Annotated in this window: 18 protein-coding genes, 1 tRNA gene and 1 pseudogene; 11 read left to right on the top strand and 9 right to left on the bottom strand. The window is 49.3% G+C overall.

Translation table 11 applies throughout. From position 1 onward, the window contains the following. Positions 1-164: 164 nt before the first annotated feature. From BSZ32_RS17425 to BSZ32_RS17400, 5 genes are all read right to left on the bottom strand, one after another. Positions 165-1,895: an AIPR family protein gene (locus BSZ32_RS17425; protein ID WP_105044597.1), complete on the bottom strand. Its 1,731-nt coding sequence runs from the start codon at positions 1,893-1,895 to the stop codon at positions 165-167. Beyond that, the gene (locus BSZ32_RS17420; RefSeq protein ID WP_105044596.1) at positions 1,892-3,070 is read right to left on the bottom strand and encodes a restriction endonuclease subunit S; all 1,179 of its coding nucleotides are present in this window, start codon (positions 3,068-3,070) and stop codon (positions 1,892-1,894) included. Before BSZ32_RS17420 ends, BSZ32_RS17425 begins: the two co-directional genes overlap by 4 nt. After that, a complete protein-coding gene (locus BSZ32_RS17415) occupies positions 3,067-4,692 on the bottom strand; it encodes a class I SAM-dependent DNA methyltransferase (RefSeq protein WP_105044595.1) in 1,626 nt (541 codons plus the stop codon). The genes BSZ32_RS17420 and BSZ32_RS17415 overlap by 4 nt, the downstream gene beginning before the upstream one ends. Before the next feature lie 874 nt (positions 4,693-5,566). After that, positions 5,567-6,589, bottom strand: a complete 1,023-nt coding sequence (locus tag BSZ32_RS17405) for a class I SAM-dependent methyltransferase (protein WP_105044593.1) — start codon at positions 6,587-6,589, stop codon at positions 5,567-5,569. Between the two features lie 54 nt (positions 6,590-6,643). Next, entirely contained in the window at positions 6,644-7,150 is a 507-nt protein-coding gene (locus tag BSZ32_RS17400; RefSeq protein WP_105044592.1) for a hypothetical protein, read from the bottom strand. Between the two features lie 76 nt (positions 7,151-7,226). On the opposite strand from BSZ32_RS17400, the pseudogene BSZ32_RS19920 reads away from it, so the two are divergent. Further along, a pseudogene (locus BSZ32_RS19920) lies at positions 7,227-8,215 on the top strand (histone deacetylase family protein). A 638-nt stretch (positions 8,216-8,853) separates the two neighbouring features. Here BSZ32_RS19920 and selA read toward each other — a convergent pair. Together selA and BSZ32_RS17380 are read right to left on the bottom strand one after the other, a co-directional pair. After that, positions 8,854-10,236 (bottom strand): L-seryl-tRNA(Sec) selenium transferase, encoded by a 1,383-nt coding sequence (gene selA / locus BSZ32_RS17385; RefSeq protein ID WP_105044589.1) that lies wholly within the window; start codon positions 10,234-10,236, stop codon positions 8,854-8,856. Next, on the bottom strand, positions 10,236-11,036 hold the full coding sequence (locus tag BSZ32_RS17380) for a rhomboid family protein (protein WP_105044588.1): 801 nt from the start codon (positions 11,034-11,036) through the stop codon (positions 10,236-10,238). Before BSZ32_RS17380 ends, selA begins: the two co-directional genes overlap by 1 nt. A gap of 201 nt (positions 11,037-11,237) precedes the next feature. On the opposite strand from BSZ32_RS17380, the gene gcvT reads away from it, so the two are divergent. The 9 genes from gcvT to BSZ32_RS17335 all read left to right on the top strand — a co-directional run bounded on the left by gcvT (position 11,238) and on the right by BSZ32_RS17335 (position 20,816). Further along, positions 11,238-12,323 carry a glycine cleavage system aminomethyltransferase GcvT gene (gene gcvT / locus BSZ32_RS17375; protein ID WP_105044587.1) on the top strand — a complete coding sequence of 362 codons (1,086 nt, stop codon included), beginning with the start codon at positions 11,238-11,240 and terminating at the stop codon, positions 12,321-12,323. A gap of 46 nt (positions 12,324-12,369) precedes the next feature. Then, entirely contained in the window at positions 12,370-12,750 is a 381-nt protein-coding gene (gene gcvH / locus BSZ32_RS17370) for a glycine cleavage system protein GcvH (protein ID WP_129589820.1), read from the top strand. A gap of 102 nt (positions 12,751-12,852) precedes the next feature. Then, positions 12,853-15,684 (top strand): aminomethyl-transferring glycine dehydrogenase, encoded by a 2,832-nt coding sequence (gene gcvP / locus BSZ32_RS17365; protein WP_105044585.1) that lies wholly within the window; start codon positions 12,853-12,855, stop codon positions 15,682-15,684. Positions 15,685-15,886: 202 nt separating this feature from the next. Then, complete coding sequence (locus BSZ32_RS17360) at positions 15,887-16,312, top strand: DUF5069 domain-containing protein (protein ID WP_165788923.1); 426 nt, start codon at positions 15,887-15,889, stop codon at positions 16,310-16,312. 77 nt (positions 16,313-16,389) lie between these two features. Next, the gene (gene pyrC, locus BSZ32_RS17355) at positions 16,390-17,406 is read left to right on the top strand and encodes a dihydroorotase (RefSeq protein WP_105044583.1); all 1,017 of its coding nucleotides are present in this window, start codon (positions 16,390-16,392) and stop codon (positions 17,404-17,406) included. 98 nt (positions 17,407-17,504) lie between these two features. Further along, positions 17,505-18,353: a hypothetical protein gene (locus BSZ32_RS17350; RefSeq protein WP_105044582.1), complete on the top strand. Its 849-nt coding sequence runs from the start codon at positions 17,505-17,507 to the stop codon at positions 18,351-18,353. 149 nt (positions 18,354-18,502) lie between these two features. Then, positions 18,503-18,579: transfer RNA gene (locus tag BSZ32_RS17345), tRNA-Met, on the top strand. Positions 18,580-18,766: 187 nt separating this feature from the next. Continuing rightward, positions 18,767-20,101 carry a sulfatase family protein gene (locus tag BSZ32_RS17340; RefSeq protein WP_206018893.1) on the top strand — a complete coding sequence of 445 codons (1,335 nt, stop codon included), beginning with the start codon at positions 18,767-18,769 and terminating at the stop codon, positions 20,099-20,101. A 130-nt stretch (positions 20,102-20,231) separates the two neighbouring features. Continuing rightward, entirely contained in the window at positions 20,232-20,816 is a 585-nt protein-coding gene (locus tag BSZ32_RS17335) for a pyroglutamyl-peptidase I (RefSeq protein ID WP_105044581.1), read from the top strand. Between the two features lie 171 nt (positions 20,817-20,987). On the opposite strand, the gene BSZ32_RS17330 is transcribed toward BSZ32_RS17335, so the two are convergent. Then, positions 20,988-21,395, bottom strand: a complete 408-nt coding sequence (locus tag BSZ32_RS17330) for a metallophosphoesterase family protein (RefSeq protein ID WP_105044580.1) — start codon at positions 21,393-21,395, stop codon at positions 20,988-20,990. Between the two features lie 203 nt (positions 21,396-21,598). Further along, on the bottom strand, positions 21,599-23,734 hold the full coding sequence (locus BSZ32_RS17325) for a hypothetical protein (RefSeq protein WP_129589818.1): 2,136 nt from the start codon (positions 23,732-23,734) through the stop codon (positions 21,599-21,601). Positions 23,735-24,178: 444 nt separating this feature from the next. Between BSZ32_RS17325 and ftsY the strand changes: the two genes are divergently transcribed. After that, positions 24,179-25,030, top strand: a complete 852-nt coding sequence (gene ftsY, locus BSZ32_RS17320) for a signal recognition particle-docking protein FtsY (RefSeq protein WP_105044578.1) — start codon at positions 24,179-24,181, stop codon at positions 25,028-25,030. Positions 25,031-25,130 lie beyond the last annotated feature (100 nt).

Below are 25,130 nucleotides of genomic sequence, written 5' to 3'. Positions count from 1 at the left end.
GGGTTAATAGAACAAAAGTCGTCTGGTAGGTAAACCAATCATCCCAACTCTCTTCCACTAAGAAAAAGTCAGTATCATGGGGGACAGAATTTGGATAGTTGCTGTAGGATCGAAAGATCATGGAGTTAGGTGGACGTGGGGGACGTGGAGGTTTGTGTATATTATTAAATAGGTAGGAAGCCTTGAGATAGGTTAGATGGCGCCTCTGGGTATGAGCCTTGATGCAAAATTCTGGTTATTTCAGTCTCTAGTATGTTGGACTTCAAAGCTCCATCGAGGTCTCTCATGAATACATTATTAGACTCAATAAGTTCTGTTAAAATAGTGAGAGTTTGAGGTAGGTGACTAACTAAAACTTCGGGGGAGTTTAAAACTGCGGAGATGTTCTCACTTAGGTTGTTAGTAGTCCAAGAATCAGTGCCTCTCCATAAGAAGGCTACTATCCTTGTGATGTGAAATATCCCATTGTTAACAAGTTTTCGTTCTAGATTATTAGTACTTTTAGAAATGTTATTGTCATTAATCCATGATTTAGCTCCTTCATAAATCAGGAAGCTCAATAGATGCGGCTCTATGGAATTTCCTGAAAAAATATGGTTATAGTAATCAGACCAGACTTTATACTTACGACGTCTAGCGTCGGCTGGTTTCTTCATTACGGTAGCAAGATAGCATTGGCCAATAACCTCGTTAGCGACAACCCTTTTACCCTCTAGGGAGATACTTCTGAATTGGTTTACTTTGCGCTCATACAGAAACCCATAAGTTAAGAAAGCTGCTTCCATATCAACTTGCACAGAGTCGTTGGCTTTAAGGTCACGATTACTGATCCTATTTTGGTTGTTTGTAGTAAGGACGATTTTATCAATCAGCTCAGGGTCCTGTGTTTCGTAAATTCTTAGTAGCACTCGAGTATCAGCTTTCAGGCTGCCGCTGTTAGCTGCAATTGCTAGGGCTGACGCAGTTTGGCAGCCGTTTACAATTTGGAGATTTGTAACCTTTACGTGGGGGTTGTCAGGGTCGGTCGTCGGGTCGAACTTGTCACAGATGATTGTGATACCATTATTAAGGAACCAGAACTGGTAGCTTGAAGATGCGTCAGAGCAAGTATTGTTTATGTCCCTATTGACCTCTCCTGAACTACCTAAAAATCGTCGAATGTTAGAATCGAATATTACACCGCTTCTATCTTGATTAACAATTGTCGCGATATCGGTTGCTGCGGCGGAGCACACTAGACCTTTTAAGCCTTCACTGTGATACCGAATAAGTGAGGGGTTGTTGGTGTCGTACCTTATCGGGATTTCGGCGTCGATTGATCGATCTGTTTTTTCAAGCATATTAAGCATGCTGATAAGTTCATCAGCGCCAATACTTTCGAATGTGAAATCCTGAAAGGTTGAGTTGTCGTACTCTTGAAGAATTGTCAGCACCTCACGGTCATACTCATTAGATAAATTGGAACTTAATCCGTTAGTTATAAAGGCACAGTGGATCCTTGCGTTGGAGTATCCTATACCGTTGATTGTTGATCTAACTTCATTGATTTTATCTTTAAATCGGACGTTTTCAATGGATTCAATGTCAGATCGTGATTTGTTGAAAATCCAATTCAGGCCATTTCTGAATTGGATGATCGCGTTAGAAGAGAAGGATTTAACGAATTTCGTAGAGATGATGTAAATGTCGGCTTCACCTTCATTGTCAACGATTGTAATCAAGTCTATCTGTTTGTCTTCAGCCCCATCTACCCAATCACCAGCTTCAAATGCGTGAGAGCTAATACCAGTATAAGTAGTGTGGCAAAATCTTTCAAAAGCTTCGTCACGAGGTAGGCCTAGATCTTGCTCTGTTATGCTTACGCGTTCTTCAACTAGTTGCTGTCTTAGGTTCATGATGATGGTGTGAGTAGTTTCGGGAGGAGGAGGTCGCGGGTGGAGCGGAGGTTTTGGTTCTTGTGGGCGAGCGTCTGATGCTCGTCGAAAAGGCTACGCCTGATACTTGAGTAACGTTGAAGAATAGCAGAGGGTGGGATCACGAATTCAAGGTTGTTTAGAGTTGTCTTCGTGAGCGCTTCTCTAGTAGCTCCGCCTTGTGCCATGGCTAAAATAGCTCGTTTCCTTTCGTCGCTGTTTATTCCATCTAGGATATAGAATGAATCACAATCCTGATTGGCTCTAATAATTGCAACGTGCTGATTTACGCGTGCTGGGAGAACCACTGGGGGCACCATCGTACATCTGGCAACAGAGGCCCCAGTAATGTTGAGAAGTACATCGTTTTCCTCGACAATGACGTTGTTCAGTTTCTTGGCCTGAGCGTCGTCAATGAATGCGAGATTCTTGTGCTTAAACTCGTGGTCGAAAATATTAAGACTGCGGATTAGGCTGATACCTTCTGATTTGTAGGCGTCCTTACCTCCTTTGGGAGTTGCTCCGCTTCCTATCTTAGAGGTGACATCTTTAAGTTTCTTTACTTCCCAGCCTTGGGGGATGGGGCCTTGGGGGGAGTCGGTTAGGGGTGTGTCTTGGTGGCCGGGGAAGCGGAAGTGGACGAACCATTCGCGGTAGAGGGACTGGGCCATGTCTTCGAGGATCTTGATGCGGCGCAGGTTGTTCTCGATAAGTTCATCGTAGGCCGAAAGGATGCCAGCAATACGCTTCTGCTCAGCGAGTGGGGGGACTGGTAGTGAGAGGCTATTCAATAGGCCCATCGTTAAGAATTTAGTGGCAGCTCCAGTAGAAATACTGCGAAGGTGGTCTAGTTGAGGCCTAAGGACGTAATAGAGGTAACGAGTCGAGAGAAACTTGGTGTCTATCGGGCGTATAACATAAGTTCTTTGATAGGCGTCAAATTTACCTTTGAAGTATTTTAGCGGAAATACACCGTTAGCATTGTTACCAGCAAGTAAGACTACCTCGTCATCGAAGCTGTATGTATCAGTTCGGAAGGTGTCACGTGAGCAAGTGAAGAAAGGGTAGGCCCCGTTCTCAGTGGCCGCATTAGAATCCAGCTTACCTGTTTTAAAGGTGGCCAGTTCTCCTAAAGGAATTTCTTTCCACTCACTCATGCTCCCAAGATCTCCGTTACGTTTGCAGCAATAGTGTCTTCTAGCTCACGAGCTTCGGCGTTGAGGACGACGAGTTCTTCGTTGAGGCTGATGAGCTTCTCGTTGAAGTCTTCGTCACTGAGCTCTTCACCCGGTGCAGCACCGACATAGCGGCCAGGGTTCAGCGAATATCCCTGTTCGGCGATCTCAGCACGCGTTGCCGCGCGGCAGAGGCCGGGGATATTCTTGAATGGTGAATTTTGAATGGTGAGTGGTGAATTGTCTGAAGGATCACCAAAGACCTCCTTGAGCTTGGCTTCTGAGCCGTGGGTGAGTTCGGGCTGCTCGCCTCGGTGGAGGCGGACGATATTGGCAATGAACTCGGTCTGGGCGGGGGTGAAGTCGCGGTGGGCGCGGTCGATCTGGCGGAAAATGTTGCGGGCGTCGATGAAGAGCACTGTGTCCTCGCGTGGTGTGGCGATGGCTCCTTTATCAAAGAACCACAGAGTCGCTGGCAGGGTGACGGTGTAGAACATGTTCGACGGGGCGGCGATCATGACATCGACAGCACCGGTCTCGATGAGCTTCTGGCGGATGTCAGCCTCTGACGAGCGTGCATCGGAGGCGGAGTTTGCCATCACAAACCCGGCTCTGCCCTTTTCATTTAAAGAAGAATAGAACTGCTGAATCCACAGGTAATTGGCGTTATCCGTCTTTGGCATCCCAAATGGATACCGCCCGTGCGGCCCGCACTCTGTGCTGAGGCGTTCTTTGTCGACCTTGCTGACGTTGAACGGTGGGTTCGCCATTACGAAGTCGAAGCGGCCGGGGCAGTCGTGGAGGTCCTCGTAGAAGGTGTTGCCCTGGCGGATGTCGCCAGTGAGGTTGTGGACGGTGAGGTTGAGGCGGGCGAGCTTGGAGGTGGCGGAGGTTTTCTCCTGACCGTAGACCGAGAGCTCGGTGGTGGGGTTCTTCTGGTGTTCCTCCACAAAGCGGGCGGACTGGACGAACATGCCACCGGAGCCACAGGCTGGGTCGAGGATGCGGCCGTGGTAGGGCTCTAGGATCTCGACGATGAGCTTGACCATGGAGACTGGCGTGTAGAACTCGCCGCCCTTCTGGCCCTCGCTCATGGCAAACTTTCCAAGGAAGTATTCGTAGATGAGTCCAAAGGTGTCGCCGCTCTCGCTGAGTGGGATAGAGGCGATGTCCTTGAGCAGGGAAGTGAGCGTGCGGTTGTCGAGGATGTGGTAGGTCTTCGGCAACACGTCTGCGAGGTCCGGGTTGTCGGACTCGATGGCTTTCATCGCCTCGTTGATAGCCTGACCGATAGCCTCGCCCTCAGGCAGCTCTAGAATATTCTGGAAGCGTGCAGATGCCGGCACGTAGAGCACGCCCTTTGCATGGTAGTCAGTAGGCCCAATAGCCCGGCGACGGCGCGAACCCTCGGCTGGCTGGATGTCGGCCTCGACCGCTGCGAACTTGGCATCGGCAAAGCGCAGGAAGATGATGCCGAGCACGATAGGTGAGTACTCGGAGGGCTTGAGGTCAGCATCCGCCCAGAGCGTGTTAGCAGTCGCCCATAGGCGCTTCTCTAGCTCGGCGGATGTGTCAGATGTGTCAGCAGGTTCGTTCCAGATCATGAAAGTAGTTTAGGGAAAAGTGTGAAGTGGTGAGGAGAAAGGATAAAGGTGTGAGTGATCGCGCAGTTGCGCGTGGGAGTAGTGATAGATTGTTAGGGGGAAGGATAAAGGAGAAAGGGGGATGGCTGTGGCAGCAGTGTTCAGAGTTCAGTTTTCAGACAAGACTGATGAAACGGGTGAGTGACGACATGGGAGTAATGATGCAGGGTAGTAGCAAGTTCTAGCAGGTGTGTGAAGGGGGAAGTTTCGACGGGCAATGTCGCTGGTTGGCTGCTGATATTGCGCCGTTTTGATAGGTGTGCTGAACGAGCTATTGATTAGTGTGTTAGGTGTTCCGTTTGTTTCACGTTCCGTTTCAATTTTTATTCAAGTGATGAGGGGGGGATGCCTGCGGCGGTCGTAGATCCGCGTATAGAGCCATAGGCTCACGCGATTGGCGGACAGAGTTCGAGTGCAGAGTTCAGACTGAACTGAACTGAACTGAAAGAAGACCAGCCAAACTCAAGGCCCCTGCAAAATTATCCGCCTAACTGATAGAATGTTAAGCGATGTTATTCGTTGGTGCATTGTCAAGAATGATGGGTCGCGTAAAACGCCTTTGGCGCACGCGATTTGAAGTTGAGTTTTTAACTTTCATTTTTCAGAGAGCCTGTGGCGGTCATTAGTCAAGAGTCATGGGTCCACGTATAGAGCCATAGGCTCACGCGGTGACACACGCGGGTCATTGGTATCCCTGCGGGAAGAGTTCAGAGTTTGAGTTCAGGCAGAACTGATGAAACGGGGGGCGTATCACGTATAGAGGCTAAGCCTCACGTGACTATATGCACGCGATTGGGTGTGGGAGGTCAGTTCGCACATTTCGCGGCTAAAAAAGCTAAGCTCTAGCAAAAATGCACTTAAATCCATTCTCCTCACCTAGGAGCTTGTGGGATCTAAACTCTGTGCGGATGAGTTCTTCATACGGGAGGTGGAGATTTGCCACGAGGTAGAGACCACCACCGGGCTTGAGAATTCGGGCAGCCTCGCGGATGAATGTTTTGCCAAGCTCATAGCTCTGGTCCTGCGCTTCGTGGAAGGGTGGGTTCATCACTACCCAGTCGAACTTGCGCTCGTGGTGGGTTCCTGCTGTGACATCACACCATTGGAAAAGGGTTTTGTCGTGGTCTGCTAGATTTTGTTGGGCACAGTCGAGAGCTCGCTTATCGAGTTCGTAAAGAACGATTTCGCGGATTCTGTTGCGAGGTGTTTCCAGTACTGATTTGCTAAGAAACCCGTAGCCAGCACCGAGGTCGGCGCCAGATCCATAGAATGATTCCTTCTTAAGAATCTCTGCGAGCAATTGTGATCCTTTATCAATCTTCTCAGCGGAAAATATTCCAGGAGTCGTAAGGAACTCGGTGTCCTTGATCGCTTTGATCTTACCGAGGCTAGCCCACTTGCGAGCGAGTGGTGCATCAATCGTAGAGTAGGTGTCGAAAATCCGGCACTTTGATTTGCTGCAGGTCTCGACTTCATTGAAGAGTTTTTTGATGTCCTTCTTTAAGCGGGACGCACCCATCTTATTAGGGACGACGGAAATCCAGCGACCATTCGGGTTAAGTTGCTGGCTGAGCTTGCCGAGTGAGCTTAGATTCTCGGTGGCAAATTTTGTAGCAAAATGGATGATCAGATCATACTTCTCGTCACTATTCTGTAGGGGAGTGACCCCAGCTTGTTGCCACTGCGCGTTCTCATTTGCTAGATAGCTAAGCACGTCGGGGGTGTCGCATTCTAAGTAGTCGAGCCAAGTTCCAGGTGTGCCTTGTACGATCAAGGTCTTCCCGCACGGTTTGGCTACTTCGTCTTGTTCGAAGTAGTACTTGAGGGCGCTAGCGGAAAGTTTGGTGGCTTGAGACATAGTAGTGAGACCGCTGGAGTAGTCGATAATCGAGACTTTGGCTAGAGCGATTTATTATTCAAATGTGGCTTGATCCACCAACCATCGGTTGTTGACGTACTGGAAGCTAAAAGTCCCTTGCATTGCTGAGGATTGCTCGGGTTTACCCTTGAGCTTGGCCGCTAGATCGAAGCTTACCTTCACCTCGGCTGATTTATCATCGGTTTTGAGGACTTCTATCGATTCATTCTCGACAGTGATCCACTCGGCCATTTCCGTGAGATAGAGCAGCGTAGTCTTGGCGCGATCTTCACTGAGAGTGATGGGCTCGTTGCTTGATCGGCTGTGAGAAAAAGTGGATTCCATCTGCGGGTAGGTGATGGTGATTGCGCTGGCCACCAGATCGCGCAGGTTCTCAGCCTTGAAGGCTCGCTGAATACGTCCCGTGTCCTTTTCCATTCGCACACAGTCGATGAGATCCGCGCTGCGACGGAGCAATACTTGGGTGGTGGAAAACCACCACATTAGAAAACCAATGATGCAGACGAGGGGGAGAAGGATAAAGATGAGTTTCTGTTTCATGGTAGCAAGCTGAGACTAATAGTTGTATTGAATAAATCAATTGTTGGAGGGGTTCAATCTATGTTGCTATAAACTCATGTTGAAAAGGATATTGTTAGCCAGTGTCGGGCTCGGAGCCATGACGAGTTGTCAAAGTGTGGGTCAGACACCTCCAAAAAAGCTCATCCCTGTCGTGTATTCTAGCAAGTCGACGATCGAATTATTTGGTTTAGAAAGAATGCATCCATTCGACATCAAAAAATACGATAAAATCCATAAAGGATTGAAGGCTGGGGGATTTATGACCGAGGAATCCAGTCATGCGCCAGAGGAACTCACACGTGAGGATTTGTTGTTAGTCCACTCTGAGCAATACCTAGAGAATTTAAAAGATAAGCAGCTCGTAGCTACTTATCTAGAAGCACCGATCATAGCTAAAATCCCAGGGATCAATATTGAAAAAAATGTGGTCCAACCATTCATCACCGCATCCGGTGGAACATTGACTGCTGCGCGTTTAGCATTGAAGCTGGGTGCCGCTGTCAACTTAGGAGGTGGCTACCATCATGCCATGCCCGACAAAGGTGAAGGTTCTGCATCATCGCCGATGTGCCTATCACTATCCGTAAGCTACAAAAGGAAGGGGTGATCAAACGAGCTCTGGTGATCGATACAGATATTCACCAAGGCAATGGTACAATTGTTTGCCTGCAAAATGACCCGACCACCTACACTTTCTCGATGCATGAAATGGATATCTATCCATGGCCAAAGCAATTGGGAAATCTTGATTTACCCGTGCAAAAGGGTGTGACCGATGCGGAATTCAATGCCTCTTTAGAGAGGGTGCTGCCACGTGTTTTCGCCGAATCTAAGCCAGATATCGTTTTCCACGTAGCTGGTTGCGATTCTCTAGCAGGAGATCCGCTAGCCAATGGGAGGATGAGTGCCGCAGGCATCGCCGCTCGGGACCTTCTCGTCTATCAATATTGCCAGAGACACAATGTTCCCTACGTGATGACTCTAGCAGGTGTGGCTACAGCAAGAACGCGTGGAAAGCCCAAATGGATAGCATCAAAGGGCTGATGAATGCCGAGTAACGTGCCTCCACATTTCTCAACTGACTGTAGTCGCGCTCTTTCAGGTTGAATCTCCAAATTTAATACAGAGATCGTTTCGGTATAAACTTAATATGGGATGTTGTTTTGTTCGGCAGATTTTTAGATAATGTTTGGATCTGGGAGTCATTCTATTTGGCGCAATGCGGGGTTAGATTTGACAGCGAGGAGCAAAGCTTTAGTGTCACGCACATGCAAGCAATTTGGAAACTCTGTATCGCGACTCTAGCCCTTTCAGCTTTGAGTTCTTGCAACGCCCCTTTGGTTAGAAATACTCTAGCTTTACCTGGGAAGGTTGTCCGTGGAGCGGCACAAACTGTTGGCATGGGTGGTGTAGGTGGCTTGTAGGCCGCCAATAGGTAAGTATCCAATCTCACTCAGTTACTTAAAATAGCTGATCGAGCAGTCACGATTTTTTCTGATTGAGTCCATCGACTTGGTAGATGGTGGGCGTTTCACTAAAGCAGTGAGAAAACCTGCAGCAAAGACATTGGTGACGATGATGCAGAGTGCGTTGTTTTGGAGCTTGGGTATTCCATCAGTTTGTCTTTTTTGACCACAAACAACAGTTTCACCCAGGGATGTGTGCTGCCGCGTTGCTTATGTTTACCCATTGAGAACTTCTTTAAGCCTTTGACTAACAAGCGGATCTTGCCAATCGAATAGCGTGCGGAGGTCTAACTGCAAGTTGTCATCCTGTGTGTAGCCGACGATGGCTGGTGAGCCTGTACGCAGGAGTTTTGCTAGCTTATTGAGGCTTATCCCAGTGGGTGTGATTCGTAGAGCGATGGAGGGTATTTTTGATCGTGGCATGGTGCCGCCACCCGTGGTCGCGACAGATTCGGCGATGCTGATATCGGCTTTGTCGGTAGCGCCAATGGCTTCTAACATTATCTCAGCACGTGCTCTCAGTTGGTCAGAGGAAATGGCGAGCGCTTTGAGGTTGGGTACGTCAGTGTCCTTCGGTGAAGCTTGGGTTCTGAGGTATTCATCGATGCTTTCTTGCAGCACGGTGAGGATCAGCTTGTCACAGCGGACGGCTCGGAAAAATGGCTCAGACTTAATTCCGGCAATTAGGTCACCCCGGCCTGCGATGATTCCTGACTGTGGACCGCCTAGCAGCTTGTCACCAGAGAAGCAGATCAGGTCGACACCTTTTGTGAGGGCCTCTTGCGGGGTCGGCTCGTGATCAATTGGAGCAAGCTCGTCGGTATTCATCATAGCTCCTGAACCGATGTCTTCAACGAGCGGGATGTTGTGCTCTATACAAAGGGTGGAAAGCTCGGAGATGTCTGGCTCAGAGGTGAATCCTTCGATGTAAAAATTAGACCTGTGTACTTTGAGAATAAGAGCTGTGTTAGGGGTGATCGCTTTGGCGTAGTCCTTTAGGTGTGTTTTGTTAGTGGCTCCTACTTCGACTAACTGTGCTCCCGATGTCTCGAGGATTTCAGGAATTCTGAAGCCACCTCCAATTTCGACTAGCTCAGAGCGTGAGACGATGACTTCGTTTTTTTCGCCCTTACACAGGTGTTTGAGAATGAGAACCAGAGCAGCAGCGCAGTTGTTTACAGCTGTGGCGGCTTCTGACTGAACCAGACATGCGAGTGCTGTTTCTAAATAGCCAGCGCGCTTGCCACGGGTTCCTTGTGGCAGGTCGAATTCTAAGTTTGAGTAGCCTGTAGCAATTTGCTCGAGCGCGGCGGCAGCAGTTTTGCCAAGTGGCGACCTACCTAGGTTGGTGTGGATCAAAACTCCGGTGGCATTGATCACTGGCTGCAGTCGAGAGTTAGCAAATTCCTGCAGCTTCCCAGCGATCGATTCCTCGATGGCTGCGCGTGTGCTTTCCACACCAGAGAGGATCTCTTTACGCCAAGCTGTCACTTCATTTCGGACGAAGGACACCACCAATGGCTTGGGGAGTTTTACCGTGACCGCGAGCTTGTTGGAGAGCGGCTCGATAGGTGGTAGGATTTTTAGAGCGGAAGACATTATGATTTAGGAAGGTGGTCTGAGCAGTAGTCATTGCCATCTGGGGCTACTCTAAATTCGGCATCGGGATGGGTGATGTCATTGGCTCCACAGCTGTGGCAGGTGTGGAAAGCCTCTCTTTTGTTGGAAAACTGGTGAGCGTGGCGCTTCCTGCGTATGTGAGTGGAACTGCGGTTTTTTGAATGGGCTATGAATAGCGGGATTGCCACGAACAGATAGTTGGAAATACAGATGGTTAGGAAGAGGAAAGTCAGAGGGCTGCCTAGCGATCCTAACACCATAAGCCCACCAGAGATAGCTGCTATGACCCAGATAGGGCAGGGGATGAACATCATCAGCATCAGTGTGTAGCGCGGATTATAGGTGGCGAAAGCAAACAGGATAGAGCTGGCGAGATAAATACCACTCATGCTGGAGGGTTGGTTAAATACAATGGCGAAGAGCAGATTTGCGCACAGTGTGCTGAGAATTCCCCAGTAAACAAAAAGGTTAGTTCTGAAGACCCCCCATTGTTGTTCGAGTCCGTCACTGAACATGAACATCAGCATGGTTCCGAAAAAGAGGAAAAGTATGGAGAGCCAGTTAAATGAGCCTACTTGCGATGCAAAGATGAACGTGAAGAGTCGCCACCATTCACCGGCTTGAATTTTGGGGTAATCGAAATCGAGCGTTTCAGCAAATGCCGGGTTGAATGCTGTCAGTAAAAACACACCAACAAAAAGAATGGCGAGATAGCGTATAAGGCCCGGAATGGACCATCGGGAGAATTTACGTTCTAGTTGATCGAGTAAGGTATTCATGTGGTGGAATGACTGGACTATACGTTGCTCTATGTAGAGGAGGGTGCAAGCTAGAAATGTGAGTAAATATCCGAGCGAATTTTAGCCGAATTGTGCTGGAAATGGCGTTTTTAGTGATGAAACTAGCAATCTTCAATAAAGCTAAGCTGGAGTGTTGGACTAGGGTTGACAGAGTATGACACACTTTGCATCTTGCGCTCGATGAGTGCAGACAAAATTCAACAAACTCCTTTGGCTGATCTTCACGTGGAGCTCGGGGCTAAGATGATACCTTTTGCGGGCTGGAACATGCCGGTGCAATACACAAGCATCATGGACGAGCACGCAGCTGTGCGTCAGGCTGTTGGAATTTTTGATATCTCCCATATGGGCCAGTTTTTCCTCAGTGGTGCTGGTGCAGAGGAATGGCTCAATACCATCCTAGCGAATGACGCGAAGAAGCTCGCGATCGGCGAAGCCCAATACACATTCATGCTAAACGAGCAGGGTGGAGTGATCGACGATCTTATTATTTACCGTTTCGGTGACGACCAAATCTTCCTCGTGGTGAATGCATCGATGATCGATGTGGATTTTGCCTGGCTCAATAAGCATCTAGTAGATGGACTCACACTGACTAATGAGAGTGACGCATGGGCTGCTATGGCGGTGCAAGGACCAGACGCTGTCGCTTGCTACGCTAAACTTTTCCCTGGCCGCACGCTTCCTAAGCGTAACGGTATTGATACCTGGGAAGAAAATGGTGAAAAGTGCATTGTTTGCCGCACCGGTTACACTGGCGAAGACGGCTTCGAGTTCTTCAGCTCAGCGGAGAGTGGTTCAACTTGGTTTAAGAAATTTGTCGACGCAGGCGCCAAGCCATGTGGTCTCGGTGCGCGTGACACCCTTCGCCTAGAAGTGTGCTACCCGCTCAACGGCTCTGACCTCTCACCCGAGCGCACACCGCTCCAAGCTGGTCTAGGTTTCTTCTGTGCACTCGACACCGACTTCATTGGAGTTGATGTGTTACGTAAGCAAAAAGAAGAGGGGCTCATTGAGCGTCTTGTCGCCATTAAATACACTGGTAAAGGCCCGCCGCCACGTGCGCACTACGGTGTCTTTACTAAAGACGGTGAGCAGCTAAGCGAACTCAGCAGTGGTGCCATGTCACCAAGTCTTAAAGAAGGTGTCGCGATGACTTACCTTCCTGTCGACTCGGCAAAAATTGGCACTCTCGTTGACATCGATGTCCGAGGCCGGCGCTATGAAGCAAAAGTTGTTAAAAAACCTTTTTACAAGAAGGACTAATTCTTATCCTATCCATCTATCAATATAACAAAAAATAACTAGTATTATGAGCGTCCCAGAAAATTTCCGTTACACGTCTGATCACGAGTGGGTTCTTCTTGAAGGAGAAGTCGCAACTGTTGGTATCACACACCACGCGCAAGATGAGCTTACTGATATCGTATTTGTAGAGCTTCCAGAAGTTGGCCGCGAGTGCGAAACCGAAGAAGCCATCGCTGTGGTTGAGTCCGTCAAAGCGGCGTCTGATATTTTTGCACCAGTTGCGGGTGAAATCGTAGAAGCAAATGGAGAGCTCGAATCTGATCCAGCATTGGTAAACACAGATCCACATGCCAAAGGCTGGATCTTCAAAATTAAGGTCAGCGATCCTGCTGAGGTGGCGGCTCTTATGGATGCCGCTGCATACTCCGAGTTTATCGGGGCTTAATTCTCATCTGAATTTAAATTTACCTAGAAGACAAGGGCGTGCTGCGTACTCAGTACGCCCTTCGTACTACTCTTTAATCTAACAAATAATACTATTTAGAATATGTCAGTTTATACAGACTTCTGTAGCCGTCACGTAGGTGTACACGGTGAAACTCGCCAGCAGATGATCGAATCGCTTGGCTATGAGCGCATTGTCGATCTCATCGCAGACGCTGTGCCTGCTGAGATCCGCGAGGAAAAAGAAATGGATCTTCCCGCAGCTCTGAGCGAATCAGATGCTCTCGATCTATTGAATATGCTGATGGATCAGAATGAAGTGGTAAAGTCCTTCATTGGCCAAGGCTACTATGGAACTAAAGTGCCAGCAGTGATTCAGCGTAATGTGTTAGAAAATCCAGGTTGGTACACAGCTTACACGCCATACCAGTCTGAGATCGCTCAAGGCCGTCTCGAAGCATTGCTTAATTTCCAGACTCTGATCACCGATCTCACTGGTCTTGATCTAGCAAACTCATCACTGCTCGATGAGGCAACAGCTGCTGCAGAAGCTGTCGCTCTCGCGCGTTCCACAAAGCCAAAAGGAACGACAGTTTTCGTTTCTGATAAAGTTTTCCCACAGACAATCGACGTTGTTAAAAACCGCTGCGAGCCACTCGATCTCAAAGTGATCGTCGGTGATTGGAAGTCATTTGACCCAAGTAGCTGCGACGGACTTTTTGCAACCATCGTTCAGTACCCAGATGCTGATGGTTCCGTTGAAGACTACACGGCATTCCACGAAAGTGTGCACGCTGCAAAAGCGACAACCATCGTTGCTGCTGACATTCTAGCGCTCACAGTTCTCACTGCTCCGGGTGAATTTGGGACAGACATCGCAGTGGGTAGCAGCCAGAGATTTGGTGTGCCTCTCGGATTTGGTGGGCCACACGCTGGTTACATCGCATGTATCGATAAGCTCAAACGCAAGCTTCCTGGCCGTATCATTGGTGTCTCTATCGACCAGCAAGGCAACAAAGGATATCGTCTAGCTCTCCAAACCCGTGAGCAACACATCCGCCGTGATAAAGCGACTTCTAACATCTGTACAGCACAGGTATTGCTCGCAGTGATGGCTTCTATGTACGCAGTCTACCATGGTCCTGATGGCCTCCGTAATATTGCGTATAATGTGCATTACATGGCGCAGGCATTCGCTTCTTCAATTTGCGCGAACGGCTACGAACTCGTCAACGAAAGCTTCTTTGACACACTCACTATTAATACTCCGGGTAAAGCTGAGGATCTCCACGAGCAAGCGCTCGCAGCGGGCTATAACCTGCGCCGTATCGATGCTGACCACGTAGGTATAGCATTCGACGAAACCACAGTGACCGACGATGTCGTGACACTACTCGCCATCTTTGGTGTTGAGGAACCAGTGCTTCCTGGAGAAGACGAAGTTGCTTGGGATGAAGTCAACGAGCGTACTTCTGATTTCTGTACGGCAGAGGTATTCCATAGCTATCGTTCAGAGACCGAGATGCTCCGTTACCTAGCACGTCTCGAGAAGCGTGACCTAGCACTCAATGAGTCAATGATAGCGCTTGGTTCATGCACTATGAAGTTGAACGCGACATCAGAAATGATTCCACTCAGCTGGCCTACCGTTTCTAACATGCACCCATTTGCGCCTGAAGATCAGACTCATGGGTACCTGGATATGCTCGACAGCCTGTCTGATTGGCTCGCTGAAATCACAGGATTTGCGGCTGTTTCACTTCAGCCAAATGCGGGCTCCCAAGGTGAGTACGCTGGGTTGTTAGCGATCCGCCGCTATCACCATGCAAATGACGATAAACAGCGTATAGATTGCCTCATTCCAACATCCGCTCACGGAACTAACCCTGCCTCCTCGGTTATGGCTGGCTTCAAGGTGATTCCTGTAAAATGTGATGAGCAGGGGAATATAGATGTGGCTGACCTTAAGGCGAAAGCTGAGAAGTCTGGTGAGAATCTTGGCTGTTTGATGGTGACTTATCCGTCCACCCACGGTGTTTACGAATCTACCATTAAAGAAATCTGCCAGATCATTCACGACAATGGCGGACAGGTTTACATGGATGGCGCCAACATGAATGCGCAGGTTGGTCTCACTAGCCCAGGTGCAATTGGGGCAGACGTATGCCACCTCAATCTTCATAAGACATTCTGTATTCCACACGGTGGTGGTGGTCCAGGTGTTGGGCCTATCGGTGTTGCTGAGCAACTTGTGCCATACCTTCCTGGTCACGTTGGTGAAGAGAACAAGGTTGGAGCAGTCAGTGCTGCAGCCTATGGTTCAGCTTCCATCAATGTCATTTCATGGATGTATATCGCTATGATGGGCAGCGAAGGTCTCACTGAGGCAACCAAGATTGCTATCCTCAATGCCAACTACGTGGCTAAGCGCCTCAACGAGTTCTACCCAGTTCTCTACACAGGTAACAAAGGTCTCGTAGCCCATGAGTGTATCATCGACCTCCGTCCGCTTTCTGCTGATTCTGGAATTACCGTTGAAGACGTATCTAAACGTCTTATGGACTACGGCTACCATTCACCAACCATGTCTTTCCCGGTAACTGGAACACTCATGATCGAGCCTACTGAGTCTGAGTCAAAGCAGGAGCTCGACCGCTTCTGTGACGCACTCATCAACATCCATGGCGAGATCCAAGAAGTGATCGATGGCACTGCTGATAAAGAAAACAACGTTCTCAAGCTCGCACCGCACACCGCACAAATTGTGATCAGTGATGCCTGGGATCGTCCATACTCACGCGAGAAGGCGGCTTATCCTGTGGATAGCCTTCGTAGTCATAAGTTCTGGCCATACATCGGGCGTATCGACAACGTCTACGGTGATCGTAATCTCGTCTGTTCCTGTGCAGGAATGGAAGAGTACGGCGATGCCTAATTATTGAAATGAATTCAAATATTTCAGCCCCTTTAGCAGATCAATGCTGGAGGGGCTTTTTTGTGTAACGAACTGACTCTGAGTCGCAGGGGTGAGAGTAAATTAGGCATTCAATCGACTCATTGAAATATGCTGTCGGTTGGCGGTGTCTGAGCGGGACATCCAGCTTGACGAAAGGGTGGTAAAATTGATGATGACTTCTATGGCTGAAAACATCACATTTCCACGTAGTTCAAAAGATGAGATCGATGAACTCCCGTATTTTCTTAGAATGTGTCACAAGATCCGCCTTCGCGCAGTGGGGGAGCTACACCAAGATTATCACAAGAACTTAGGTAAAGTACTCGACCTCTATACCTGCCAACTACTTAAAATTGAGTATGCGAGTCTAGTAGAAGCGATAGTCACACAGGGTCTAGACGATCAAGGAGCTCTCGACTGGGCCTACGAAAATGGAGTAAAGCCAGAATCTCCTCAGAAAGATTGGTGGTGTAGTTTTGCTCGGAATCTGGGTTTCCGTGATCACTTGTCCGAGCGTCTTGCTGACCGTAAGAAAACTGCTGGTCTTGCCCACCGTAACGACATTTGCAGCTTCTTTGATTTCATGGATGCCGAGGAGGGCCGCTAGGGGATAACTCCAACTCACGCATAACTTTTCCGTGACACTTTTATAAGCTGTGTCACCTTCACTTGTAGACCATTTATATGCCTAAGCAAATCACTCTCCGCTCACCACTGGATATGCACCTTCATCTGCGCGATGGAGATATGCTCAAGCTGGCCGCGCCATTGACTGCTGAATCCTTTTCAGGAGCAGTCATCATGCCAAACCTTGTGCCACCAGTGGACAATCTTGACCGATTATTGGAATATAAGCAACGTATCGTAGATGCTGTCGGTCAGCATCAATTTGATCCTTATATGGCGTTGTTCTTCCGTCAGTACTCAGAACAAGAATTAGCGATAGCGAAGGAACACATGATAGGTATTAAGCTCTATCCAGCTGGAGCTACCACAAATAGTGAAGCAGGCGTCAAAGCGATTGATGCAGTTGAGCCGACTTTCAAAATGATGGAGGAAATGGGAATCCCACTCATGGTGCACGGTGAGACACACGGTTTTGTGATGGACCGCGAGAAGGAATTTCTAGAAAGCTACGACTACTTAGCAAAAAAGTTCCCCAAACTAAATATCACCATGGAGCACATCACCACCGCTGATGCTGTGGAAATGCTCGATAAACACGAGAATCTCCGAGCCACAGTAACTCTCCAGCACCTCATTATTACCTTAGATGATGTCGCTGGTGGTATGCTCGATCCACACCTTTTCTGTAAGCCAATCGCTAAACGACCTGAAGACAGGGAAGCTCTTCTTCAGGCCGCTTTAGAGGCTCACCCAAGATTGATGTTTGGTAGTGATTCTGCACCTCACCCGATTGAGAAAAAAGAATGCTGTGGGTGTGCTGCTGGTGTCTTTACCGCACCGATCGCCATCGCCCGATTGGCACAACTCTTTGACAAACACGATAAGTTGGATAACCTACAGGTGTTCATCAGCGATAATGCTCAGAAACTCTATGGAATAAAACCTACAGAGAAGCTGATCACGGTCACTAATGAGCGTTTTCAAGTGCCGCCAGCCTATGTCGGACATAATCAACATGTAGTCCCCATGCATGCAAATGAGGAACTAGAGTGGAGTATTAGCCAGATTGGTTAAGCTTTGTTCGGAGTATCAAAAGCCGCAGCCAGAAATCGACTTGTCTCTTTCTGGTAGATAACCCAGAATAAAAATTCCCCCAAACATGTTTACTAACAATGAGCGACGACGTTCTTAAAAATAAAGTACAGGACCTCCTGGAGAAGATAGAGCGCGTATTCCACACGGAATGGCGTAAAACGAAGTTGAACCTAGATCATGAAATGATTGAACATTTCATTGATGGGAAAGGTACATTTTTTGAACCTGAGGGTTCAAATACAGTGATACCTTGGACCAGCAGAGATGAATTACTCATCAGCTATCGCAGCCTACTCGAAGAGTTTGGCGGCAGTGTTGAAGGTGCTGGTGTTGTTTCTGAAGAAGCCGCAGATCGTAACTACGCTGATGTGGTCAGCGCTGTAGATCACGCAGTGGAGGAAGAGACAAAGCAACAGGCGACTAAGTCAGCAATACCCAATCCAGCTAAGGCTGAAATCCCAGGACCTCAGACCGGGACTCAAGCGATTCCTGGACCGGGAAATGTTCAGTGGCCTGGCCCAATAACAGGCCCAGTAGCCATTGGCCCCGCCAGCGCTCAAGGCTTTCACAATCCATTCGCCGCAGCAGTCAATGAAAAGGAGCCTAAACCCCCCACTTCCATGCAGGGGCCAGATACTGGTATGCCCAAGGTCGAAGTTGACCCGGCTGCACTTCGTGCAATCGTATCGATGGAAAAATTTGCGCACTTACTTAAAGGTGTAAAACACGAAGTTATCAGAAACTTTGTGTTAGCTGAGGGAACTAACTCAGGAACAGGCAAGCCAACTATCGTCATTTACACTCTTGAGAATGTTTGGATGGAATTTGCGTTCCCATATGAAGAGGGGCAGCGCATCCTCAATAAATATCCTCAGCGTGATCCTGAGCTCATCGAATTCATGAAGTCATCTGGCCACAAGGAGTAATGAAGATTTACTCTTCACTGCTTAAAGAAAGTTTACTTTTTAATGCAGAAAGAGCTTGCGGAATCCTAAAATCAGTACTAGCTTCCGGCGCACCCGAGAGGGTCTCGCCACTGGGGTTTAACCACTCTGGCGACTGGCAAAATTTCAATCGCGGGATGGAGCAGCCAGGTAGCTCGTCAGGCTCATAACCTGAAGGTCGTAGGTTCAAATCCTACTCCCGCAACCAATTTAAACGCTGTAACTCTAAAGGTTACAGCGTTTTTTTTGTCGGTGTTGATTTTGTAAGAATACGCCTAAAGTGCACCGAGATGAATCCAAAAGTGTGGGGGGTAGGCTGTGACTTCCAAGTTTACTATTTCAAAGAGTTCTTTTTTACTGGCAACGGAAATAAGACGGCATAGCCTGCCAAAGTTATGAAGAATTTTCTAATCAAATGTCAATATCTGTGGATGATGGCATGGCTCGTTGGCTCGTTAGCCGATGCGCGGACGGACCAGCCCAACGTCATCCTAATCATGGCCGATGATCTGGGTTTCGAGTGTATCGGTGCCAACGGATCCGATGATTACCAAACCCCAGTGCTGGATAAACTGGCAGCCAACGGTGTCCGTTTTACCAACTGCTTTTCAAATCCGATTTGTACTCCTAGCCGGGTGAAGATCATGACGGGTATGTTCAATGTCCGCAATTACGTGCGCTTCGGAAAATTGGATCGGACACAAAAGACGTTTGCTCACGCGTTCAAGGCGGCCGGATACACTACCGGTATCGCCGGAAAGTGGCAGCTTGGTAGTGAAAAGAATGCCCCGCAACATTTTGGCTTCGACCAGTCGTGCCTCTGGCAGCACACGCGTAAACGCACCCGCGAGGGGCAAGACCATGACACTCGTTTCAGCAATCCAAGGGTTGAGATCAACGGTGAGCTCAAAGATTATGACAACGGCGAATACGGCCCCGATGTCTGCGCCGACTTCATCTGCGACTTTATAGAAAAAAACAAAGCAAAACCCTTCCTCGCTTACTACCCGATGCTGCTGACCCACTGCCCGTTCACCCCGACTCCGGATAGCAAGGACTGGGATCCCAAATCGAAGGGGGCGGAAACCTACAAAGGCGATCCGAAGCACTTCGCCGATATGGTTCACCACATGGACAAGGTGGTCGGACGCATCATCGCCAAACTTGAGGAACACAAACTGCGGGAAAATACCATCGTCATTTTCACCGGAGACAACGGCACTGACAGGCCCATCATCACTTCACTCAATGGGAAAAAAATCAAGTTTGGCAAGGGACAGATGAACGACAACGGCACGCGCGTCCCTCTCATCGTCAGCTACCCAGGGAAAGTCCAGAGCGGCGCCGTCAGTGATGCCCTGGTCGACTTCTCAGACATGTTTCCCACCATGTGTGAGGCCGGTGGAATCGCGATTCCGACTGCACGCCCCATCGATGGCGTCAGCTTCTGGAGCACCCTCCAGGGGAAATCTGGTCGCAAAAAACCGTGGACCTACGTCTGGTGGGAGGGCAAGGTGTTAGCCCGAACCCAGACGCACATGATCCGCCGGATGAAGGGGGAGGGGAAGATCGAGTTTCTCGACTATTCGGTTCCCTACCAGCCAAAATCGTTAGAGATCGACCAACTAGAGGGAAAAGCAAAGGCCAGTTACGAAACCCTGCTTGGCGTCATTCGCAAACTCGACCAGGCCCGACCCGCAGAATTATCCGAGTCATATAAGAAAAAATAACCTTGATCACCTTAGCCAAAAAACAAATTCCTAGCAGTCGGATCATATTGGGTTTGAGGACTCACTATCGGTTTTCTGGGGGATGGTCCATGGGCAACCCCGGGCCAAACTTTTCTGAACGTTTTTGACGATGCCAATCATTCTTGTCAGTGGATTCGATGCTTGGGGTGATCTCACCGCCAACCCTGCATGGCTTGCCGTAGAGGCCGCAAAGCCCGTTCTCCCTGCTGGTTGGGAGCTGTGCAAAGTGCGACTTCCTGTATCATGGGACGAGGCATTGGATCTCCTTCTTGAAGCCTGGACTGAGGACGTAGCTGCCGTCCTTGCCTTTGGCGTCGCCCCCATCGAAGGCATAGCACTCGAACAGATCGCCATCAATTTGACTGGAGGTGAGGACGTCGACGGTAAGCTCCCATCCAACACGCAGGTCATCCCCAATGGCCCAGCCGGTTACTGGAGCACCCTGCCCATCGAGCTTCTCAACGAAGCCTTGGCCCACGCCAATCTACCCGTCACAAATTCCGCCCACGCTGGCACCTTCCTCTGCAACTTTCTCTTCTATCAGATCATCCACCAGGCACTCTGGGTGTCACCGGAAATCCCCGCTGGGTTCATTCACCTGTCGAATCTGAAAGGGGAATGCCTCGTCGACCAAGACGCGCTGACTAAGACGGTCGAGGTTGCCGTAGAATTCACAGCGATGAGCCGGAGCTGACGGCAAACCAATCGCCGCCTGCCAGCTATCATTGATGTGGCTGAGCAGGTGCGTCACTTCGCCTTCGTCATTCCCTCTAATTCTACAAATTGGTGACGCAGCCCGTTCTTGGAGTCAACATTCCAGAGCCGGAAACCCATGGGGCGGCGGTCATTGTTCCTACTGGTTGTTTCACCATTCACCATTCACCAATTGAATGCCTTTGTATTCGTTGGTGATCTGTTTGTGGGTGTGTCCGGCGGCGCAGTGGCAGGGTAGCACGAAGCCGGCTTTTATGGCTTTGAAGTCAGCGAAGGACTTGTCGTTGGCCTTTTGCACAAGATCGCCACAGATGACGACAAAGTCGGGTTTCATCGCGTTGATCTGTTTGACCGCCAGTTTGAAGGTCATGACATCGTGTTCGCAGCCGCCCATACCCAGTTGAGTATCGCACATTTGCACGAATGAAAACGGTGCTTGTTTCTCCGCTGAGGTTTTTATTTGAGCTGAGTCTTCTGCCAACAACGACGAGGCGAAGAGGAACAAAGTTACGGCGACTGGGAAATGCGCCAGGAAGTTGCACCATAAATAATTTTTCATCTTCGATCACATTAGTGTTGGAATGAGGAATATGTCATGAAATTTCTGACCAGCGCTATGGGTGAATTTTCGTGCGGCCAATGACAAACTGGACGGACGGTCGGCAATGTTCATCTCAGTGACCAACCAGCACATAAACCGGCAGACAAAAAACGGCGGAGCCTTAGCCCCGCCGTTTGAGATTAGATTAAGATAATCGTTTCTTAGTTCAAGGGTGTCAGTGTGAAATCCTTGATGGACACTCCCTTGAGGCCTTCATGATCGCGTGAGAAAGCCAGTACGTTCTTGCCTTTGACGAGCGTAACATTAGCCGGTTGGGTCTTGTCCCACATACCGACGGTGTGAGGTAACGCGATATCTGTCTGCTTTTCAGAGCCATTCACTGCGAGCTGTAACTGCTGTTTCCAGCTAGGTGAAACTACTCGTGCGGTGAGCACGTATTCGCCTGCAGCAGGGGCGTCGAAGGTGTATTCGAAGGTCTGATTTCCGCCGGTACGGCTGTAGTGTAGTTGCTTACCGCCGAGATGGCTGTTCATGAAGATAAGTTTGGCTGTACTCTTGGTTGGCTTGCTGGTGGCCACAGCAGGGATGGTGATCACGCCTTGACTGTCGACGGAGACCTTCCGGTCTTTATCGGACATAGTCACCTTGGCTATGACAACTTTCTCTTTAGTCTCGTTAGCTTCGCCGATGTCCTCGCCGACGGCGGCTAAGGTTTTAGTCTTGGCCGCTTCGATCATACCTTTCTGAGTATAGAGAGAGGCTCCATACCATAAGCCGGGCTTGGTTTTGGATTGGAAACCGAACACCCGCGACTCACCTATGCTGTCACCAATCCACTGAGCACGCTTGACCTGCATGAATGGTTTGCCGACTGCACGCGCTTGCGTGGTGGCGAGGAAATCAAGATCTTTGTTATATTGAGTCTTCGTCCATCCGCTACCCCAGCCTGCGCCGAGGCAGACCACCCAGCCCTTGGGTGTCCAGTGTGCCAGTGCAGCATGACCGCGCTGAGGACGCGCCGTGACCGGGATTCCGAAGGAGCGAAGAATGAAGCGGCCGTAGAAAGCGCGCCGTCCACAGACTCCGCCATTCATCAGGATATTTTGGAAGAATTGTAGCTCAGGTTTGTCGTATTTGTTGTCCTGTGATCCATAGCGAATATCGCTCCGAACTGCCTCGACGTAGCGCCAGCGGTAGTCGGGCTTGGTGATTTGGTCGGGACGGTAGTTGCGCAGCATCTCGCGACCCCAGGTGAGGATTTCATCCGGTTCCTCGCCATCGATTACCATGCGGTAGTCCCATGTGCTGAGATCCTTGAAAGCTGGATCGAGATCACCAGCCAGAAAAGCCTTCTCAAAATGCAGGTAGCGTTTGACCGGATCTACGGTGGCGGCTGCCTCTGTATTGGCGACAGCGTTGCGCTGCTTAACGGGAACTGCGTGTTCCAAGCTGATCGCTAGTGCTAATCGGTGCAATGGACCTTCAGCAACCTTTTCACTCGCCTTAGAGATGTTTTGGTAGATCTGCATCGCCTGGCCGTATTTGCCACCCTTGGCACCGTCTGCGACTGCCATTTGCACCAGCAGATCGTCAGTGGACAACATCTTATCAATAAGCTTCCGCTGCTCATCACCTTTTTGGGAGAAGGCCGCCAGACCGCGTGGAGTGGCTTCCATAAGTACGACATACTGCGCAAGTTTGGCATCCAGTTTATCACTTGAAAGTAAAGAATTCAGACCGAGGTTCTTAATTGCCTTCGAAGTAGCGGCCTTGGCCTGAGCAAGCGCTTCCTGCGCATCCTTCAATGCCTTCTTCGTTTTGGACTCATCACGTTTGGCCTCGTCCAAGATTGCCTGGCGCTCTTTGAGCGCTGAGACTCCGGCTTCGCGATTCTTCTGCCATGTGACTAATTCTTTTTGCGCGGCTTGGCGTTCGGCATCCGTTTTAGCCATTTTCAGCTTTGCTGTCGACGCTTTGATCCCCTTGTCGGCTCCACCGATCCACTTGCCTGTTGCATGCTTGACTGAAGCTTCCGCCTTATGGATACCACTCATAAGATTCTGAGCCGCACTGACCGCAGCCTCTGCAGCCACTTCGACCTCACGAGACTTCAGAAAGTCATACTTCTTCCGCCCGTCGACTGTCGGTAAGGCCTTGGATATTTCTGCCTTGAGGGATTCGAGTTGCTTGGAGTACTGAGACTCGAGTTGCTGGCCCGCTTGGGTAAGTTGCACTTCGGGCGTTTTGGGATTCTTTTTCTTTGCCCATACGTTTGGTGTTCCGATCACTGTGGCGACCAGTAAAACGCAGATAGCTGTCATCTTCTGTTTTTTCATAAGTTTGTTTATGCTTTGCAGTTGAGTTGATTTTTTCTGAGGGCTTAGGTTCTTGTAACGTATTTCATAAAAGATATTTCGTCTGATGAGACCGCACAAGTGAAGAGTCATACACGGATTCCAACGGTAATCTTTCGGTAATCTATGCTTGATTACTTATCCAGCAGGGGGCAAAGCCAGAAAATTCTGAAGCTGATAGAAAGTCAAATTGAATTGAATAGACAGAGCTTGAGACGGAGATTGCTAGAAATTGCTTTTGGGATGGCGCCCTTGAGGGCACCGCTGATGGTTTTTAACGGAGGTTCCCTCTAGTGAATTTTCGTGAGAATTTTCGTAAGTCCAGAGGGATCCTGATAATTCAGTCTAATAAATTGCTGTGTCTGCGATATTCAGTGCCGAGCAGTTCTTGACCAGATCTGGATCTGGGCGTAAGGGGGACTAGTTATGGCAGGATTTTTTAAGAAGTTCATCAACAAGGTCCGCAACCGCGCGGAAATCGACTGGGAAGAGCTAGAAGCAGATCTCATAGGGGCCGACCTCGGCGCTCGTCTGACAATGACTATTGTCGATGAACTACAAGACCTTGGACGCAAAATTTCTGGTGAAGATGTGGTGGAGTCTGCTAAGAAGCACATCGCTGAGATTCTTCCTGATGATCTCAGCGATTTGACTCCGCGCACTGATGGACTACCTCACGTCATTTTGATGGTGGGAGTCAATGGTACTGGTAAGACCACTTCGACCGCTAAACTGGCGACCTCATTTAAAGAACAAGGGTATTCCGTAGTGGTAGCCGCCGCGGACACCTTCCGTGCTGCAGCAGTAGAGCAGCTCGAAGTCTGGGCTGAGCGAGTGCAAATCCCTATCGTCAAGGGTGCTCCCAAAGCCGATCCATCTTCCGTCTGCTACAAAGCCCACCAAGAGGCAATCAACACGGGTGCACAATTCCTGATTCTCGATACTGCTGGCAGACTCCACACTAAGCACAACTTGATGGCTGAGTTGAAAAAAATCGAACGCACCATCGCTAAGCAAGACCCTAGTGCACCACACACAAAGATGATCGTGGTAGACGCTACTACGGGTGGTAACGCGCTGCAGCAAGCACGCGAATTTAACAAGGTAATCGAGCTCGATAGCCTAGTTGTCACCAAACTCGACGGCTCGGGTAAAGGCGGCATTATCGTCTCGATTTACCAAGATCTCAATATCGCCCCACGCTATATCGGCATGGGCGAAGAAGCCCACCAATTCAAACGCTTTAATAAGCAAGAATTCGTGGAAGAAATCATGTAGTTTCTCCTCTCACAGCTAAAGGCTGTTGCGATGATACTCTTTACAACAAATAGCACGAAAGCTGCCGGAACGATGAAGCTAGTCTCAACCACAGATTTAG

Source organism: Rubritalea profundi, assembly GCF_002954445.1.
Lineage (GTDB): Bacteria > Verrucomicrobiota > Verrucomicrobiia > Verrucomicrobiales > Akkermansiaceae > Rubritalea > Rubritalea profundi.
Note: the sequence above shows the minus strand (reverse complement) of the source record. Positions and strands in the feature narration are given on the sequence as shown.